This window comes from Bartonella sp. TS82HLJMH (genome assembly GCF_042193495.1).
GTDB lineage: Bacteria > Pseudomonadota > Alphaproteobacteria > Rhizobiales > Rhizobiaceae > Bartonella > Bartonella grahamii.
In genome coordinates, this window is sequence record NZ_JBHILU010000003.1 from 125,841 (window position 1) to 144,347 (window position 18,507).

General features: G+C 36.7%; 13 protein-coding genes. 10 read left to right on the forward strand and 3 right to left on the reverse strand.

The features are described 5' to 3' along the window. Positions 1-66: 66 nt before the first annotated feature. Both ileS and ACFIKO_RS02545 read left to right on the forward strand, forming a co-directional pair. On the forward strand, positions 67-2,982 hold the full coding sequence (gene ileS / locus ACFIKO_RS02540) for an isoleucine--tRNA ligase (protein WP_375673194.1): 2,916 nt from the start codon (positions 67-69) through the stop codon (positions 2,980-2,982). Between the two features lie 178 nt (positions 2,983-3,160). Beyond that, a complete protein-coding gene (locus ACFIKO_RS02545; protein WP_375619566.1) occupies positions 3,161-3,652 on the forward strand; it encodes a hypothetical protein in 492 nt (163 codons plus the stop codon). A gap of 639 nt (positions 3,653-4,291) precedes the next feature. Here the strand turns inward: ACFIKO_RS02545 and ACFIKO_RS02550 are convergent. Next, entirely contained in the window at positions 4,292-4,744 is a 453-nt protein-coding gene (locus ACFIKO_RS02550; RefSeq protein ID WP_375619567.1) for a nucleoside deaminase, read from the reverse strand. A 269-nt stretch (positions 4,745-5,013) separates the two neighbouring features. Here ACFIKO_RS02550 and ACFIKO_RS02555 point away from each other — a divergent pair, with 269 nt between their 5' ends. From ACFIKO_RS02555 to lpxK, 8 genes are all read left to right on the forward strand, one after another. Then, positions 5,014-6,414: a pseudouridine synthase gene (locus ACFIKO_RS02555; protein ID WP_375619568.1), complete on the forward strand. Its 1,401-nt coding sequence runs from the start codon at positions 5,014-5,016 to the stop codon at positions 6,412-6,414. Beyond that, a complete protein-coding gene (rsmD, locus tag ACFIKO_RS02560) occupies positions 6,395-6,961 on the forward strand; it encodes a 16S rRNA (guanine(966)-N(2))-methyltransferase RsmD (protein WP_375619569.1) in 567 nt (188 codons plus the stop codon). The genes ACFIKO_RS02555 and rsmD overlap by 20 nt, the downstream gene beginning before the upstream one ends. 798 nt (positions 6,962-7,759) lie before the next feature. Further along, entirely contained in the window at positions 7,760-8,209 is a 450-nt protein-coding gene (locus ACFIKO_RS02565) for a hypothetical protein (protein WP_375619570.1), read from the forward strand. 1,699 nt (positions 8,210-9,908) lie between these two features. Beyond that, the gene (locus tag ACFIKO_RS02570; protein ID WP_375619571.1) at positions 9,909-11,240 is read left to right on the forward strand and encodes a TldD/PmbA family protein; all 1,332 of its coding nucleotides are present in this window, start codon (positions 9,909-9,911) and stop codon (positions 11,238-11,240) included. Then, on the forward strand, positions 11,227-12,030 hold the full coding sequence (locus tag ACFIKO_RS02575) for a 3'(2'),5'-bisphosphate nucleotidase CysQ (RefSeq protein ID WP_375619572.1): 804 nt from the start codon (positions 11,227-11,229) through the stop codon (positions 12,028-12,030). The genes ACFIKO_RS02570 and ACFIKO_RS02575 overlap by 14 nt, the downstream gene beginning before the upstream one ends. Positions 12,031-12,076: 46 nt before the next feature. Then, positions 12,077-12,322, forward strand: coding sequence for a DUF4170 domain-containing protein (locus tag ACFIKO_RS02580; protein WP_375619573.1), 246 nt, complete (start codon positions 12,077-12,079; stop codon positions 12,320-12,322). Between the two features lie 1,442 nt (positions 12,323-13,764). Then, the gene (gene waaA / locus ACFIKO_RS02585) at positions 13,765-15,087 is read left to right on the forward strand and encodes a lipid IV(A) 3-deoxy-D-manno-octulosonic acid transferase (protein WP_375673195.1); all 1,323 of its coding nucleotides are present in this window, start codon (positions 13,765-13,767) and stop codon (positions 15,085-15,087) included. Next, positions 15,077-16,117 carry a tetraacyldisaccharide 4'-kinase gene (gene lpxK / locus ACFIKO_RS02590; RefSeq protein ID WP_375673196.1) on the forward strand — a complete coding sequence of 347 codons (1,041 nt, stop codon included), beginning with the start codon at positions 15,077-15,079 and terminating at the stop codon, positions 16,115-16,117. The genes waaA and lpxK overlap by 11 nt, the downstream gene beginning before the upstream one ends. Positions 16,118-16,136: 19 nt before the next feature. Here lpxK and ACFIKO_RS02595 read toward each other — a convergent pair whose 3' ends face one another. Both ACFIKO_RS02595 and mutL read right to left on the reverse strand, forming a co-directional pair. Next, complete coding sequence (locus tag ACFIKO_RS02595; RefSeq protein WP_012754677.1) at positions 16,137-16,373, reverse strand: DUF2093 domain-containing protein; 237 nt, start codon at positions 16,371-16,373, stop codon at positions 16,137-16,139. A gap of 109 nt (positions 16,374-16,482) precedes the next feature. Then, positions 16,483-18,336, reverse strand: a complete 1,854-nt coding sequence (gene mutL / locus ACFIKO_RS02600) for a DNA mismatch repair endonuclease MutL (RefSeq protein ID WP_375619576.1) — start codon at positions 18,334-18,336, stop codon at positions 16,483-16,485. Between the last annotated feature and the right edge of the window lie 171 nt (positions 18,337-18,507).

The following is an 18,507-nucleotide window of genomic DNA, read 5'->3' on the forward strand; positions in this document are numbered from 1 at the left end:
AGAGTTGCAGGATTCAGGGAAGTTATGCAAAAATGAAATTGTAAAAGTGGACAGGGATATTTCACAATGACTGTGAAAAATGAAACAATAGATTATTCAAAAACTCTTTATCTCCCACAGACAAATTTTCCTATGCGTGCAGGGCTTCCGCAAAAAGAGCTTGAATTGATGGCGCGTTGGGAAGATATGGGGCTTTATGCGCAATTGCGCCAACAAGCAAAAGATCGTCCATTTTATATTCTTCATGATGGTCCACCTTATGCAAATGGTCATATTCATATTGGGCATGCTTTAAACAAAGTTCTAAAGGATGTGGTTGTCCGTTCATTCCAAATGCGCGGTTTTAATGCAAATTATGTACCTGGTTGGGATTGCCATGGGCTTCCAATTGAATGGAAAATTGAAGAAAAATATCGAGCACAAGGAAAAAATAAGGATGAAGTACCTCTTAACGAGTTTCGCAAAGAATGCCGTGAATTTGCACAGCATTGGGTAACTGTTCAAAGTGAAGAATTTAAACGCCTTGGTGTCGTGGGAGATTTTAACACGCCTTATACTACAATGGCGTTTCATGCAGAAGCACGCATTGCCAGTGAATTGATAAAATTTGCTATGTCAGATCAGATTTATCGTGGTTCCAAGCCGGTGATGTGGTCTGTTGTGGAGCGTACGGCTTTGGCAGAGGCTGAGATTGAGTATCATGATCATGAATCAGAGGTGATTTGGGTTAAATTTCCTGTTTTTGAAGCAAATTCTGATGATTTATATGGTGCTTATGTCGTCATTTGGACAACAACGCCGTGGACAATTCCTGCTAACCGTGCAGTGAGTTATTCTTTGCAGATTTCTTATGGTATTTACGAAGTTGAAAGTACTGAAAATGATTTTGGTCCTCAAGTTGGGGAAAAACTTCTCTTTGCTGATGCGTTAGCTATGAGTTGTGCAGAAAAAGCCAAACTTGTTTTGAAGCGTTTGCGTGTTATTTCTGCTGAAGAATTGAAAGCTCTTGTTCTTTCTCATCCACTCAAAGGTTTGGCTGGGGGGTATAACTTTAAAATTCCATTGCTTGATGGTTCGCATGTAACAGAGAGTGCTGGTACAGGTTTTGTTCATACAGCGCCAAGCCATGGGCGTGAGGACTTTGAAATTTGGAATGATTATAAGTCCTTACTGGAGCAAGCGGGGATTGATTCATCTATACCGTTTCCTGTTGATGATGCAGGGTTTTATACGAAAGATGTTCCAGGTTTGGGACCAGATCGTGAAGGAGGACCTGCACGTGTTATTGATGATAATGGAAAAATGGGTGATGCTAATAAAGAGGTCATTAACGCTTTAATTAAAGCAGATCGATTGTTTGCACGGGGGCGTTTAAAGCATTCCTATCCCCATAGTTGGCGTTCAAAAAAACCCGTTATTTTTCGCAATACACCGCAATGGTTTATTTCAATGGATAAAGATTTTGGGGATGGTTCAACTTTACGTAGTCGGGCTTTGGAAGCTGTTTCAAAAACGCGTTTTGTGCCGTCTTCTGGGCAAAACCGCCTAGCTTCGATGATAGAAGATCGTCCTGATTGGGTTCTTTCTCGTCAGCGTTCTTGGGGTGTTCCTATCTGTATTTTTGCGAATGAGGATGGTGTTATTCTAAAAGATGAAGGTGTGAACGAGCGTATTTTACGGGCTTTTGAAGCAGAAGGGGCAGATGCATGGTTTGCTGAAGGAGCACGTGAACGTTTTTTAGGCGAGCGTGCACATGAGCCTTGGATACAGGTTTATGATATTTTGGATGTTTGGTTTGATTCTGGTGCAAGCCATAGCTTTGTGTTAGAAGATCGGGCTGATTTGAAATGGCCTGCTGATGTTTATTTTGAAGGTTCAGATCAACATCGCGGATGGTTTCAGTCTTCTCTTTTGGAAAGCTGTGGTACGCGTGCTTGCTCTCCCTATAAGGCGGTGATCACACACGGTTTTACTTTGGATGAGAATGGTAAGAAAATGTCTAAATCTTTAGGCAATACGGTTGTTCCGCAAGAGATCATTAAAACATCTGGAGCTGATATTTTTCGTCTCTGGGTTATGACAACTGATTATTGGGAAGATCAGCGTTTAGGCAAAAAAATCCTTCAAACAAATGTGGATTCATATCGTAAACTACGCAATGCAATTCGTTGGATGCTTGGAACTTTAGCATATGATGATGGAGAAGAAATATCTTATGGTGCACTGCCGGATCTTGAAAAATTTATATTGCATAGGCTTTTTGAACTTGATCAGTTGATTAATCGCGCTTACGATGAATTTGACTTTAAAAAGATTATGCGTGCATTATTGGATTTTTCAATCATTGAGTTATCGGCATTTTATTTTGATATCCGCAAGGATTCTCTTTATTGTGATGCGCCTTCATCAAAAAAACGCAAATCCTCCTTGCAGGTTGTCCGTGAGATTTTTGAGCGTATGGTAACATGGCTTGCTCCAATGTTGCCTTTTACTATGGAGGAAGCTTGGTTAGAGCGTTACCCAGAAAGCCAATCGGTGCATTTAGAACAATTTCGCTCTGTACCAGAAGAATGGCAAAATCAATCTTTGTCTGAGCGTTGGAAAAAAATTCGGCAGGTCCGTAAAGTTGTTACAGGTGCTTTAGAGCTTGAACGCGTTGATAAGCGTATTGGATCCTCGTTAGAAGCCGCTCCTGTTGTTTTTATTTCCAATCCGGCTTTACGAGAAGCAATAGAAAATGTGGATATGGCGGAGATCTGTATTACCAGTGCACTCACAATTACGCAAGATACAATACCTTCCGATGCTTTTACTTTGAATGATGTTGAAGGTGTTGGTGTATATCCAGAGAAGGCATTAGGAAAAAAATGTGCTCGATCATGGCGTTATACACAAGATGTTGGGAGTGATCCTGCTTATCCGGATGTATCTGCTCGTGATGCAGCTGCTTTGCGGGAATTGCAGATTCTTGGCAAGATTTAAAATTTTAGATCAAAGGAAAGAAATGCAAGTAAATTTCTCATATTGATGAATATAGTTTTTTGTGGTACGAGGAAAATTTCGTTGTTTTATCTGCAGGGGGGGAAATTTGTGTATGGACCGTTCTCTCATAAATAACGGGAATATTAATCAGCCATATACTTAGGAAATGGAATAGGCAGTGAGAAAACGTGAAATAAAAATATTTCCAATAGGAATTTTAGGGATGTGCTTTGTTTTAACGGGATGCAGTTTATCCGCTCCTACCTATGGTACCGATAAACCAGTTTCGATACAGTTTTTTGAAGATGTTGCTAATATTACTTCATTAACACCAACAAATAACAGTAGCCAGATTGTTATGAAACCTCATCCAAAACTTGTAATACCAAGCCCTAGTTCGCGCAGATTTTTACCGATTCCACAACAAGATAGATCTGTCCATGAAATAGCAGCATCGAAGAAGCATCAAGGAATTACTTCTTTTCCTCACAAAGGATCGTCAGTTAATGGCGCTGGTTCAGAAAACCCTTCACAGTTGAATGCGAAGCAACGACAGGAATATTTACGTCGTCAGAGAGCACAAGTTGGAAGTTCAAAATACCGTCGCTATCTTACTGAACCACCTTTAATTTATCGCCAACCAGCAAAAACCGCACCTATTGGTCGATAGGGAAAAGACAAAATATTTAAAGTAAAGTATTTTTCCAATTACTTATGATACCAGGCTCTTATTCACGCAGAGTTATAATGCTGCTGAGGGGTATTATTCTCATGAAATAGCAACATAATAACAGCATCGAGAGAATCCTTACGCGTTTCCTAAAAAGAAACATTTCTCAAGCTCATTTTACAACATCGCTCATGTGAATAGTATAACGTAAAATCTATAGTGCTTCACTATCTTTATGCTTAGGAAGGAGAAAGCTGATACTATCATTTTATTTTCTAGACTCCATTAGTTGCGACAATTCTTGCATTTGAGAGCCTTCATAAGGGACATTTTTAGTCTTTTCTAAAACGTTCCTTATCTAGACGATAATCCCGTTTATGATATGCAAGGAAGAGATTTTTATTGATTCAATATAATTTGAAATGAGAGTATATCTACGATATTTTGGACTTTGTATTTTATATACAAAATAATGAATTATTCTTATGAATGAATGTATCATCTAATAGAAGCAATATGCAGCATTAAAAGAGAGAAAAAATGCTTCGAAATGGCTTTTGCTATATATATCAGAGGAATTAATAGTTTTTTTTCGAGAAATAGGATAGTTTTTAAAGAGTGAAAGTTATGGAAGAAGAATTATTTTTCCTCACGCTTTTGTACAAAAAAATCTTTAAGTAATTGAGCAGCTTCTTTTTCTTTAAAACCAGAATAAATCTCAGGTTTGTGATGACAGGTTGGTTGCTGATAAAAACGTGGGCCATTTTCTATAGCTCCCCCTTTGGGATCATTTGTTGCGTAATAGAGACGTCGTATACGTGCAAATGAAATGGCAGCAGCACACATAGCACAAGGCTCAAGTGTTACATAAAGATCGCAATCAGGAAGCCTTTCGCTTTGCAATATTTCGCAAGCCATACGGATTGCACGCATTTCTGCGTGTCCTGTAGGGTCATATGCAGATTTTATAAAGTTACCAGCGCGTGCAATGATAGCTTTTTCACGTGTAATGACAGCGCCTACGGGAACTTCATTTTTTTTTGCAGCCCATTGCGCTTCTAAAAGGGCTATTTCCATGGGCGTCAAAGTCATAATATTCTTTCTACTGAAGGTATAGAAAATCTAAAGGTTATCTCGATAAGAAATGCGATGGAATGAATAATTTATTACGCTTTTATAATGAAAGGAATACCTCTATTTTTTAAAGTGTTTAAAACAAACGTGCAAGTCAACAGATACATTATTGTCGTTAAAGGATAGAAAATGATAAATGATTATGCTACTTCCTTTTTCAGGATAAGCGGTATGGTGCATGTGAATAATTTTCTGAACATACTGGCAAAGATTGGTTTGAAACGCAAATGAATGAAAATAATGAGAGTGAACGAATTGCTAAAAGGTTAGCGCGTGCTGGTGTTGCTTCGCGTCGAGATGCAGAAATGATGATTGTTGCAGGTCGCATTTCTGTAAATGGGACGGTCGTGACAACGCCTGCTTTTAATGTTAGCCGCTCTGATGTTATTAAAGTTGATGGCAAACCTTTACCTCCTATAGAACGAACGCGTTTATGGCTTTACCATAAGCCAGCAGGACTTGTCACCACGAACCGTGATCCTGAAGGCAGACCTACGGTATTTAGTAATTTACCAAAAGGAATGCCGCGTGTTCTTTCTGTTGGAAGGCTTGACATTAACACGGAAGGGCTTTTGCTTTTAACCAATGATGGTGGCTTAGCGCGTGTATTAGAGCTTCCTGTAACAGGATGGGTTCGCAAATATCGCGTCCGTGCTCATGGAAGAGTAAAGAAGAGCGCGCTGGATAACCTTAAAAATGGTATTGCGATTAATGGCATTTTTTATGGTTCGATTGAAGCATCAATTGAACGTGAACAAGGATCTAATATATGGCTTTCTGTCGCTTTGCGTGAAGGAAAAAATCGTGAAATAAAGAATGTTTTAGGGGCATTGGGATTATCAGTTAATCGATTAATACGTGTATCTTATGGTCCATTTCATCTCTCTGATTTAGAAGAAGGAGCCGTGCAAGAGTTAAAAGGGCGGATGTTACGAGATCAGTTGGGGGAGCGTTTGATTATGCAAGCCAATGCAGATTTTGATGCTCCTATTCTTAAGCCATTTTCAAATTCTGCAGTTGTTGCAGAAAAGCAAAGCCAGAAAGATCTTTCTGTTGCAAATGATGGTTGGGTTTTCTCAAGCGAAAGGGCGATACGGCGCCGACCAAGAGATGGTTCTGTTGAATATAGTCGTGCACGATTAAGTACAAAGTCTCATGAGAATGTAAAAAAGGAGAAAAGTGAGGAAGGAAAAGTAGAGCGTTTTCTACCGCGTTCTCGCCGTGCTAATGTTTGGATGGCTCCTGGTGCACGTCCGCAGAGTACACGTAGAAAGCCTCCCTATAGTGAGGAGAAATCGCATGATCATAAGAGCGATTTGGATGGTAGAAGATCCTTTCATCGAGGCAAGGAAAAACTAAAAGAAACTCCGTCACACAAAGAGAAGAGGGGAGGTTTTGTTCAAAAACGTGGCAAAACATCTTATGACGAGACGCATCCCTTTGGTAAGAAAGATCGCTTTTTTAAGGATAAAGAGAAAATGATAAAAAGTGGCCATGATGAGCATTCTTTTGAGAGAAAGAAAAAGGTAAAATCGTTTGGTGGTGCTATGAAAAAATCTAAACCACATAGGGATGGTGCAAAAACTTCAAAGCGATTTGGAGGTTCACGTGCGGATCATAGGCGGTAAATTTGCTGGGCGTGTTTTGTTTTCGCCTGTTAATCAGTCGATTCGCCCAACGAGTGATCGTACACGTGAAAGCCTTTTTAATATTCTTTCTAGCCGTGAAGAACAATTTTGGACCAATAAACGCATTCTTGATCTTTTTGCTGGTACTGGTGCTTTAGGCATCGAAGCACTTTCACGTGGAGCAAAGGCGGCTGTTTTTGTTGAGAACTCGGTTGAGGGGCGTGGGTTGCTTCAAAAAAATATAGAAGCCTTTGAATTACAGTCGATAGGACGGATTTTGCGTCGTGATGCGACCAAACTTGGCAATATTGGCACAATGCTCCCATTTGATGTTATCTGCGCTGATCCTCCTTATAGCCGTTGTTTAGGTGAACGTGCTTTCGTAGAAGCTTTGCGAGGGGGGTGGGCAAAAACTGATACACTCTTCATACTTGAAGAAAAGAAAGATACAATGATTCATTTACCTGACGTCTTTTATCTAGACGATGAGCGTTTTTATGGTGAGACAGCAATACGTCTCTATAAATTACGATCGTTTACATTTTGAGAAAGTTATTGTTTTGATCTAGGATGAAAAATGCTTCTTTACAGTTTTCTTCATTTTATATGGTTTTTAAAAGGTTAAGCAGAAAGTAAACAAAAGATTCTAATTTTAAAGGAATTGATGAATTTTGATTTCATTATGTTTTTTGTCTCAATCTCTCATTTTTTGAAGTTTTTTATAGCCCCAAGAGCGAGTCTTTTACAATATACGCCCTTTAATATAGAGAGGCCATCTGTTCTTTTGTCTAGCCAAAAATTGCTTTGAGGTGTAATGCTATTGGACCTAAATTAGCAGTATGTATTGCTGCTAATTTTTGTAAGTTATATGCTGATTTGTTAATTTCAGCTACATTAAAAGTGTAACACATTGCCAAAGCTTTAGTGTATTATTAGCTTTACTACCGATGAATGTTTTTTCTCCAATAGGAATATATATTTCACGACAACAGTTATGATACTTTTTTCTAATTTCTTTCGGCTACGCATTAATCCGCAACATCTCATTAGAAGCTGAAAGCTTTCAACTATGTAGTCTGCATTTATATCCTAAATAGTGCGTAACTTTTATTTTTGTTATTGTATAAACTTAAAAAAGATATTTTTTATTTAAGGTAGACAAGAGTGTTCATTATACTGAACTTTTGTGTGTTTATTTTATTAATATCGCTTGTTGAGTTAATAATTATATATTAAGTAAATCTGACAGTATGCAGTGTGTTATCGTTATTACATTTTTAAGAATAATTTTTATATTATTCTTTAGCAATAAAACTAAATGATTTCTAAAACAGGGAAGATTATCGTGTTTAAATGGATATATAGCGAAGAAATTAACACAGAAGCGAGTGCTGAGCAGATTTGGGCTATATGGGAAGATGTGGCATCATGGCCTTGCTGGGATAGTGAACTTGAATGGGTAGAACTTTCTGGTCCTTTCAAAGAAGGCGCTATAGGACGCATGAAACCTAAAAAGGGACCTACAGTAACTTTTACACTTGATAAAGTTATAAAAAATGTTTTCTTTTCTGATTATGCTAAACTTCCTCTTACTCATATGAGTTTTGATCATGAATATATTTGTTCAAAAAAATCTGATTCTTCAAATAACAAAATTCGCCATACTGTAACCATGTCTGGTTTACTTTCTCCTTTCTTTGGAATGATTATTGGGTCAAAAATTAAGTTACACCTTCGTGATGCAATGATTGAAATGAGCAGACGTGCTCTTATTGAAAACAAAATCATCTCGTAAGGGTGTGCATTTATAAAAAAGTTAATATCTTTACAAAGGCGCAGAAATCGTAGCCTTGTTAGAATGAAATCAGTTATGAGTATATAGCAAATCGATGAGCTATGATCTGGTTTTTAGTTAGTGGTTGAAATCGAGTCAAATCATCTGAGAAAATTAATTTTGCACCAAAGATCTTATAAAAGTCATTGAATTTTATTCAATATATAAAAGCTTATAAGGTGCGCATTTTTACTGAAAATAAAGAAAGTTGTAGAAGCTTATTTCTGCTCTTGTAAATCTGTAGGTCGATATTGTCATGATATTTCCTAGTTTCTAGTATTGCGATAGTTTTTGATTTGAGAGCATTTATAAAAGGCATTTTGACTCCTTCTTAAATAGGTTTTATCAATATTACCTCTATTCATGATTTGAGAGCGAATAGTTGTGATTTCCTCAATATAAATAAGTTTAAAATGGAGAAAATTTAATGATATTTGACTCTTTTATGCAAATTACAAAATGATCAATTATGATTATAAATCAAAGTGTTTTTTGATTAAAAGATGATGACTTTCTAGAGACTACAGCTTTAAAAGGCTCTAAAGAATAAATAAGCTCACTCTTAATTTCCGTAAAATTAATTTCGTATCATTGTATATATTTAGTTTAAATGTTTAAAAAAGCGATTTTTTAAAATGTGTACAGATATCCTAGTTTCTGCAAATATTTTTGTATCTGTTAAAACAATTATGAGCGATAAACTTGTCAAAATTAATTGGAAGAATACGCTTATTGCAGATTGAATTGAAAGATAAATACAACGTTGAGCTTCATATAAAAGTTTTATTGATTATCGTTTTATGACAATATTACGCTTCTTTATTTTTTAATGGAGGGGAAAGAGGAAAGAGTATAGTTCTTAAATCAAAATCTATCCAGTATCTTAGAATTTTTGTTTCAGGAAAAAGAAGTCAGTCAAATTATGCCTGTTTAATAACAAAATAACCGATTAAGGATGACGCATGAAAAAAATGAGATGCTCTCGATTAGACGTATTAGAAACGAGAGAGAATATTATGATTATAACTTATTTCTAATAAATATAAAAAATGAGTTCTTTGTGATACCACGTCCATGAGGGTAAAGAAGTTTATGACTGCTCATTTTATTGAAACCATAATGAAAGGAAAAATTTTTATTCCGTTTATGTTTTTTTGTTTACAAGATTGCCATCTTAATATGAGAGAGTTTATAGAAGAAAAGAAGTATACACAAATATAAGGCATTTTCTTGATTTTTGCTTGGAAATTAAAGAATGCTATAGGAATGAAGGAAGTTATTTGACTATCCAGAGGACATAAGGCTTGTGACTTAAGTCGTTTTATGCTTTTCGAATTTTTGAGGTTTTGGACTTAAATTCAAGTGTTATTGCTAGGTCTTTTGTTGATTGCCAAGTTTTCGGTTAATTTGATTATCAGTACAGATTGGGTTATCTAAAATGATAAGGGGCAATGAGAAATCTTGAAACTAAAGAAATTTTACGACATATTGCGTCTTTTCATAAAGAAGCTAAAAAGGAAATTATTCGATGCATTAAAAGAAAAAATGCATGAAATGTGCGTAATTTTATGAATAAACATACAAGAGTTATATTCTGATTTATATAAATTTGTCAGAGTGCTTATCAATGTAAATAATAAAATATTTTAGGGAGTCTATAATGACTGACAAAAACCAGATTGAGAAAGCTGTTTCACTGGTTGAAGCAGCAAGGCGTTCTGGGGCAGATGCTGCCGATGCCGTTATTGTTCATGCTCATTCTACCAGTGTATCAGTTCGTTTTGGGAAAGTCGAATCAACAGAAGCAGCAGAGAGCAATGATTTTACTCTAAGGGTTTTTGTTGGAAAAAAAGTAGCAAGTGTTTCTGCTAATTTAGCGTCTTATCCGCAAGAACTTGCGGAACGTGCTGTTGCGATGGCTAAAGCTTCTCCCGATAGTTTATTTGAAGGTTTGGCAGATAAAGAGTGTTTGGTTAAGTCTCCTAAAGATCTTGATCTTTTTGATGATTTTGTGCCAAGCAGTCATTTTTTAACAGAAGATGCTTTAAAAACAGAGGCAGCAGCTCTTGATGTTAAAGGTGTAAGTAATTCTGGTGGCGCTGCAACAGCTTATGGCCGGAGTGGGTTTATTCTTGTGACCAGCGATGGTTTTTGTGGAGCCTATCGCTCCAGTTGCTTTTCACGTTCTTGTAGTGCTCTTGCAGGTGAAGGAACACAGATGGAGCGGGATTATGATTATACAACAGCCTTACATTTTTCTGATTTAGAGGCAGCAGAAACTGTTGGAAAGAATGCAGGGTTTGGTGCTGTCCGACGTTTGGGTGCAGTTCGTGCGGCGACTGGGGGCGTTGATGTTATTTTTAATCCGCGTACGGCTCGCGGGATTGCAGGGCATATCGCATCTATGGTCAATGGAGCCTCTGTGGCTCGTAAAACAAGTCTTTTACAGAATTTCCTAGGCAAGGAAGTGATGAAGCCTAATGTTAATGTAACCGATCAACCTTTGCGATTACGTGGAAATGCTTCTCATCCTTTTGATGGAGAAGGGGTAGAGGGGCAAACACTCAATATTATTGAAAATGGTATTTTAAAAAGTTGGCTTCTTTCATCATCTACAGCACGTGAATTGGGACTTAAAACAAATGGACACGGTGTGCGTTCGGCATCATTAGTGCAGCCGACAAGTACAAATTTTGCTATTGAACCGGGTTTAGTATCGCCTTGCGATATGATAAAAGATTTGCGAAATGGATTTTATGTGACCGAATTATTCGGTCATGGCATTGATTTTATTACTGGTCAGTATAGTCGTGGGGCTTCCGGTTTTTGGATTGAAAATGGTGAAATTGCTTATCCGGTGAGTGAAGTAACGCTAGGTTCTGATTTGCTTCATATGTTAGCACATTTAACACCTGCCAATGATATTGATCGGCGTTATGGTACAGCGGCTCCAACATTGTTAATTGAAGGGATGACACTTGCAGGAAAATAACACGCATCATTCTTCTGATTTAAATCTTTTGCGGGATGTTTGTCGAGAGGCAGGAGATTTAGCAATGCGATATTTTGGATGCACGTTGGATGTTTGGATTAAAGAGGGTAATTCACCGGTCAGTGAGGCAGATTTTGCTGTTGATCATTTTTTGAAAGAGAAGCTTCTTGGAGCGCGTCCAAATTATGGATGGATTTCAGAAGAGACAAAAGATGATCGAGAGCAACAAGATTATAAACGCTTCTTTGTGGTTGATCCTATTGATGGAACACGAGGTTTTCTTTCTGGCAGTCCTTATTGGTGTATTTCGGTTGCCATTATTGAGAATGGGCGTCCTATTGTGGGCGTTCTACAATGTCCGGCTCAAGGAGATATTTATGCAGCTGTAATGGGTCGAGGGGCAACATTAAATGGGATAAAACTTCCTCGTTTAGCCTCGGGAGGACATCGAAAATATAAAATTTCACTTGATAAATCGCTCGCACAAAAATTACCAGATGATTTTCTCAATCGAGTCAGTCTTTACCATTATCTTCCTTCTCTTGCTTATCGTATTGTTCTTGTTGCTCAAGATGAAATTGATATCGTATTAGTTCGTCCGAATTGTCATGAATGGGATATTGCCGCTGCTGATCTTATTTTGCAGGAGTGTGGAGGGTGTTTTTTATCGCTCGATGCCCCTTTACTATCTTATGGAATTGAGCCTTACCAATATGGACTTTTAATTGCTGGTAAAAATAATTGCTGTCAAGATATGATAGATGTTGTTCGTCAAACAAAGTTAGTTTAATCACGTAAAAGCGCGCTAAAATAATCTAAATGATATGGAGGCACATATGACTGAAATCAACGAAAAAAAACAATATTTACATCTTGTATTTGGTGGGGAATTAAAAAACCTTAACAGTAACCAATTTAAGAATCCTGATGATTTAGATGTGGTTGGTATTTTCTCAGATTATCAATCCGCTCAAGAAGCGTGGCAGGCAAAAGCACAAAGCAGTGTAGATAATGCATTACAACGTTATTACATTGTAGATTTGCATCAGTTTCTTGATGCTGAGTTAGGCGATGCAGAATAAAGCTTGAATATCTGGTCATTATAGCCTGTAGATTGCTTCACGCTTTTGTTTAGCCGTCCTTTTCATAGGTACGTTTTTTGGGTAAAATAGAACGACGTAAAAAAGAATATGCTTGTTGTTTAAAATTCATATGTTTTCTTAAGGAAACATCTCTCAAGGCACCCAAGCACATTTCATAATGGTGTCCGTTCAGGGTATAAAATCCATTGTTGCATCACCATCTTTACACTTAATAGAAATGCAAGACAGTTCTATTAACCTATTTACAACAGCAATATTATCATGACAGCTATCACTCGAAGTTTATGATTATATTGTGAATAGTCACTCTGCTTTTGAATGGGGTATGAGACATTAATACGTTAAGATTAATAAAAAGAGTAGCATTATTAATGATATTAATTACTACTCCGTTGAGATTATTAGCACTCCCTACTTATCCATTGGAATTTTTCCAACAAATTATAATTATAAGCTTAGAAACCATGAAAGTCGCTAGAAACTTATCAAAATTAGAAATTTAGATAAACTGAATAGATTGATGAAGTTAACTTACCTCATAAGGGTTTCTTGAGTACTCGTTTAACACTACAATCTATAAATTAATCATTTTGTGTTGATTATATACAATATTAAAAGGAATAATATACCATGCGATCTCCTGGAAAGAGAGGATTTAAAATTTTGAAAACTCTTATTTAAATTGCTTTAAGATTTTTAAGAAATTTTTTATTAAACAAGATTGGATTTTTTTGGGTTATCTTTAAGAGATTATATCACAATTTAAAATGAGAACTTTATACCGTTCAAAAGTTTTTTTAAGATTAGTTTTACATATTCATTTTATTGAAATGAAATCATAGAGATTGGGCTTTCTTTTAAACATATTTTATTTGTTGTATTTATATAGGTTATAATATTTATATGGATTATTTTTTGAAAAATTGATAATACATAATATATGTAAAAATAAGTTTTTTCTCTAAAATACCAACGTGCAAAATTCAAAGTTTTACTAAAATCATAAGAAGTATTTATTCAGTGAGCTGAAAAAAATTGATACAATCTATGTTATAGGTTGTATGATATTTATCATTTATATTTTCAAAATTATAATCGACTGAAATGTGGCTTTGTTATTTTTTAAGTAAGATTTTTTATAGGGTGCAGAATGAAGTGATAAAATCGATATAAGTGACAAAATTTCATTAAAAGAGATTTAAATAATGTGTATATGCTATCTTTATAGGAAAATTAAAAAAAATATGGCGATAAAATTACGTTTTTTGTCCTTTATGTGTTGAATTTTCTCATGGGTGAAGCGTTTTTTGTTCAAGATATGGATGATATTAAAAAAATATGGATGTAACCAATAGTGTTGATGAATTTTTTAACAAAATAAGCATATAGATATCTTAAAGTAGCTGGATGAGGTGATTTAAATGGTAGAATTAAAGGCACATACGGCTCTTTTAAGCTATCGGATGATTGGTTTTTGCTTATGTCCTGTTATTCCTTTTTATTTGTTCTTTCGTGCTATTCGTGGAAAAGAAGAGTGGTGTCGCAAAAAAGAGCGTTTAGGTAAAAGTTCTCATGTACGCCCCCAAGGTTCGTTAGTTTGGTTGCATGCAGCAAGTGTTGGAGAAACACTTGCACTTGTCCCACTTGTAAATTATATTTTATCATTGAAAATCAATGTGTTAATGACAACTGGGACTGTAACATCTTCTACTCTTGTGAAAAAACATTTTGGTAATAGGTTGATTCATCAATATGCTCCTTTGGATTTAGATTTTGCAGTGCGCCGTTTTATTAGTCATTGGAAGCCTGATCTCGCTTTGATTTGTGAATCAGAAATTTGGCCTCTTCGTATTAAAGAACTTGCAAAAATGCGTATTCCGCAGATTTTGGTTAATGCCCATATGTCTGAACATTCTTTTAAAGCTTGGCAAAAACGACGCTTTCTTGCCAAACATATTTTTAAGGATATTGATTTGGCGATTGGTCAAAACGAAAGAGATGTAGCTTATTACCATACACTTGGCGTAAAATCTGTTACGTTTTCTGGTAATCTCAAGGCTGATGTTTTTCTGGTTGAAAATCAAGCATTGCTTGCACGTTATCGTAATGCTATCGGCAATCGCCCAGTTTGGGCAGCTGTTTCAACGCATGAAGGGGAAGAGGAGATTGCTTTTGAGGTCCATAAGATTGTTAAAAATTATTTACCAGATTTATTAACAATTATTGTGCCTCGTCATCCTGAACGTTCAGAAGATCTTATCAGAAAATGCGACAATAAGGGATTACGTTTTATTCGTAGGAGTAGAGATGCTGTTCCAAACATGAATACCGATATTTTATGGGGAGATACAATTGGAGAAATGGGGCTTTTCCTTCGCTTATCGAAAGTTTCTTTCGTTGGTAAGTCGTTATGTGGAAATGGTGGACACAATCCATTGGAATTGGCTTTGCTTGGTTCCGCTATTTTGACAGGACCCCATGTTTCAAATTTTCAAGAGATGTTCGAAAAATTTTTAACGCATGATGCAGCATATATGGTTCAAGATACAAAACAGCTTGCTATTCAGGTGTATAAGCTTTTAACAAATGAAACATTGCGACAAGAAATGGTTGATAAGGCTCATGAAGTGGCGACAGATATGGCAGGTGCACTTGAGCGCACATTAAAGATTTTAGATCCATTTTTACAACCCCTTGTAATACAAACAGGTTTACGTCAGCGTCAGGGTAGATATGCATATTAGCGCCCCCCATTTTTGGTGGAAAAATAAAAGCTTTTTGCGTTTTGTATTAGCTCCAGTTTCATGGGGGTATGGTTATTTTTCAAGTTGTTTTATGGCAAGACAGCCCCCCGTGATTGACCTGCCAGTTTTGTGTATTGGAAATTTTACATGTGGCGGTGCGGGTAAAACGCCGGTTGTTATTGCTTTTACCAAAGTGGCTAAAGAACTTGGTTTCGTACCTGGTGTTGTATCACGTGGTTATGGTGGATCAGTTAAAGGGGTACATCTTGTAAATGAGAAATATGATACTCCACACAATGTTGGAGATGAAGCACTTTTACTTGCACGGCATGCTTTTGTAGCTGTATCACCTAATCGTTATGCAGCGGCACAAAGGCTTAAGCAAGAGGGATGTAATCTTATTTTAATGGATGATGGATTTCAAAGTCGCCGTCTTTATATGGATTATACGTTACTCGTTGTTGATGCGATGCGCGGTTTCGGTAATGGAGCTGTCTTTCCAGCAGGACCTTTGCGTGTACCATTAAAAACGCAGTTTTCTTTTATGGATAGTGTTTTATTGATTGGTCACTCCGATGCGCCTGATAATGTTGCTTTTCTTATTTCTCGTACTGGAAAGCCTTTATATCGTGCTCATCTTAAAGCCAGTGCCTCTGATGAGGTTTCAGGAAAATCATTTTTGGCATTTGCCGGTATTGGCAATCCAGATAAATTTTTTAAATCTATTAAAGAATTGTCTGGTTATGTGGTGCAAACTTACATGTATCCAGACCACTATTTTTTCACAGATGAAAATTTAAAAAGCCTTATACAAAAGGCTAAAATGCACAATTTATGGCTAGCAACAACAGCTAAAGATTATATCCGTATACAGACAATTCACACGCAAAAAGATTTGAAAAATCTTATTGTCTTTGATGTGAATGTTGATTTTGTTCAGAAAGATTTCTGTCGTATAGTCCTTGAGGAGGTCATGACCCGCTTTAGAAAACGTTCCCTTGAGTTTTCTTATCTAAAAGGTAAAGGCTAAATTTATAGCTTTCGAGGGTTTATTTTTCTTTTGTTTTTAACAATTGCTTGAGATATGGGTTGCACTCAAGTTCGCGCTGATAGGAGATTTCACAACTAGCATATGCTTCTTGACGGTGATGATTCCAATATTTCAAATCATCTATAGGGATTTTTTGTCCGCTGACAGCACAAATGGTATAGGAACCATATTCTATAATGTCATATCCATTATTAGAATAATGAATTTTTGCTTCGCGTTCACTATCGGAAAACATTATAACTCCTTTTTACTGATACAAGAGATTTAAGAAAAGTGCCATAAGATATATTATAAAGTCGAGAGTTAATTTAAAAATATTTTTCTTGTCAAAACTGGTTAAGAGTTTATTTTCTGCCAAAAAGCCGTTCTATATCTGCCAATTTAAGTTCAATATAAGTAGGGCGTCCATGATTACATGTACTTGTATTGGGTATTGCCTCCATTTGTCGCAACAGTGTGTTCATTTCTTCGGGGCGTAAAAGGCGCCCTGACCGTATTGAACCGTGACAAGCCATCGTAGCTGCAACATAATCAAGCATTGCTTTTAAATTGTTTGTTGTATCATACTCAGCGGCTTCATCTGCGAGATCTTTAATAAGGGCTTGGACGTTGATCTCTCCTAACATGGAAGGTGTTTCACGCACAACAATTGCTCCTGGTCCAAATGGTTCTATTCCTAATCCAAATTTTTGCAAAGCATCTTTATGGGTTAAAAGGCATGTTGCATCCTCTTCAGAGAGTTCTACAATTTCAGGAATAAGTAATAACTGTGAAGGAAGCGGTTTGGAATAAAGTGCATTTTTGAGTGCTTCATAAACCAATCGTTCGTGAGCTGCATGCTGATCGACAATGATCAAACTATCTTGTGTTTGGGCAATAATATAGTTTTTATGGATTTGTGCTCTGGCCGCTCCTAATGGATAAGATAACTCTTCTGATGAAGATGTAGTGTTTGGAATGTATGCATCCCCACTTGGTATATTTAAGCCCTCCATAATAGGAGTAGCATCTTCTTTTAAACCAGAAGAACTAGTAATATCCAATGGTTTGTGAACCATTGAAGCGGTGGCAAAATGATGAGGCTGTGGGCTATAAGAAGAGGACTGGTGCGTATTCTTAAAATTGCCTAACGGTTGTTGTGCCAATGGTTTTTGTATTTGAAATGCAGCTAGCGTTGCTTCAGAACGGGTTGAAGTAGGACGAATACCGGATTGCTGTAATGCTTCACGAATAGCTCCAACGATCAAACCACGAATTAATCCTGGATCACGGAATCGTACATCAGCTTTGGCTGGATGTACATTAACATCTACCTCAGCAGGTGGGAGATCAATAAAAAGAATAGCGACAGGATAACGATCTCGTGTCATGACGTCAGCATAAGCGCCTCGGATAGCGCCCCATAGAAATTTATCACGCAGGGGACGCCCATTAACATAAGCAAATTGATGAAGGCTGTTATTTCGGTTGAAAGATGGCAAACAGGCAAAACCCGTTAAGCGCACTGCTTCGCGTTCAGCATTCAGTGCAATGCTATTAGGGGCGAATTCTTTTCCCATAATTTGCGTAATACGTTGTAATTGACCTTGAATATTATTTTCTGTAGCGGACAGTTCCATAGATGTTCTGTCTAGTCCTGAAAGAGAAAAGCGGATATGTGGAAATGCGATAGCAATTCGCTTAATCATATCGCTAATAGCATTTGTTTCAGCCCGATCAGTTTTCATAAATTTTAATCGTGCCGGCGTGACAAAGAAAAGATCACGAACTTCAACAATTGTTCCAAGGTTTGCAGCAGCTGGTTTGGGTCCTACAATTTTTCCTGCAGTAACGGAAATTTCAGCAGCGCTCTCAGCATCTTTTGTTCGTGAAATGAGTTTAAGTTTAGCAACAGAACCAATAGAGGGGAGGGCTTCTCCTCTAAACCCAAGGAAGCAGATATTGTGTACGTCATTGGTAATCTTTGAGGTACAATGGCGAGAAACTGCTAAAGTTAACTGATCTGCAGGAATTCCATAACCATTATCACTCACCTTTATAAAATTTTTTCCACCATTTGCTGTAATAATTTCGATGCGTGTTGCACCAGCATCAATAGCGTTTTCAACAAGTTCTTTAACAACATTTGCTGGTCGTTCAATAACTTCACCAGCGGCGATTTGATTAATAATATTTTCGCTAAGATGGCGTATAATCATAATAAATTCTAACAGGAATCTTAAGGCTTCTATAGAAAATTATGATAACATCATTTGCGCGACATTCAAGAATAAGAGAGTATGGAAGGTATTATTTTTACAATAACTCCTATTTTACTTTTAGAGAGAAGAAAAGAGTTCTTCATCATTCGAAGTATTTTATTTTATGTT

Coding starts and splice junctions, on each gene's coding strand:
- ileS (WP_375673194.1), top strand. CDS start 67: ATGACTGTGAAAAATGAAACAATAGATTATTCAAAAACTCTTTATCTC.
- ACFIKO_RS02550 (WP_375619567.1), bottom strand. CDS start 4,744: ATGACTTTGACGCCCATGGAAATAGCCCTTTTAGAAGCGCAATGGGCT.
- ACFIKO_RS02555 (WP_375619568.1), top strand. CDS start 5,014: ATGAATGAAAATAATGAGAGTGAACGAATTGCTAAAAGGTTAGCGCGT.
- ACFIKO_RS02570 (WP_375619571.1), top strand. CDS start 9,909: ATGACTGACAAAAACCAGATTGAGAAAGCTGTTTCACTGGTTGAAGCA.
- ACFIKO_RS02580 (WP_375619573.1), top strand. CDS start 12,077: ATGACTGAAATCAACGAAAAAAAACAATATTTACATCTTGTATTTGGT.
- waaA (WP_375673195.1), top strand. CDS start 13,765: ATGGTAGAATTAAAGGCACATACGGCTCTTTTAAGCTATCGGATGATT.
- lpxK (WP_375673196.1), top strand. CDS start 15,077: ATGCATATTAGCGCCCCCCATTTTTGGTGGAAAAATAAAAGCTTTTTG.
- ACFIKO_RS02595 (WP_012754677.1), bottom strand. CDS start 16,373: ATGTTTTCCGATAGTGAACGCGAAGCAAAAATTCATTATTCTAATAAT.
- mutL (WP_375619576.1), bottom strand. CDS start 18,336: ATGATTATACGCCATCTTAGCGAAAATATTATTAATCAAATCGCCGCT.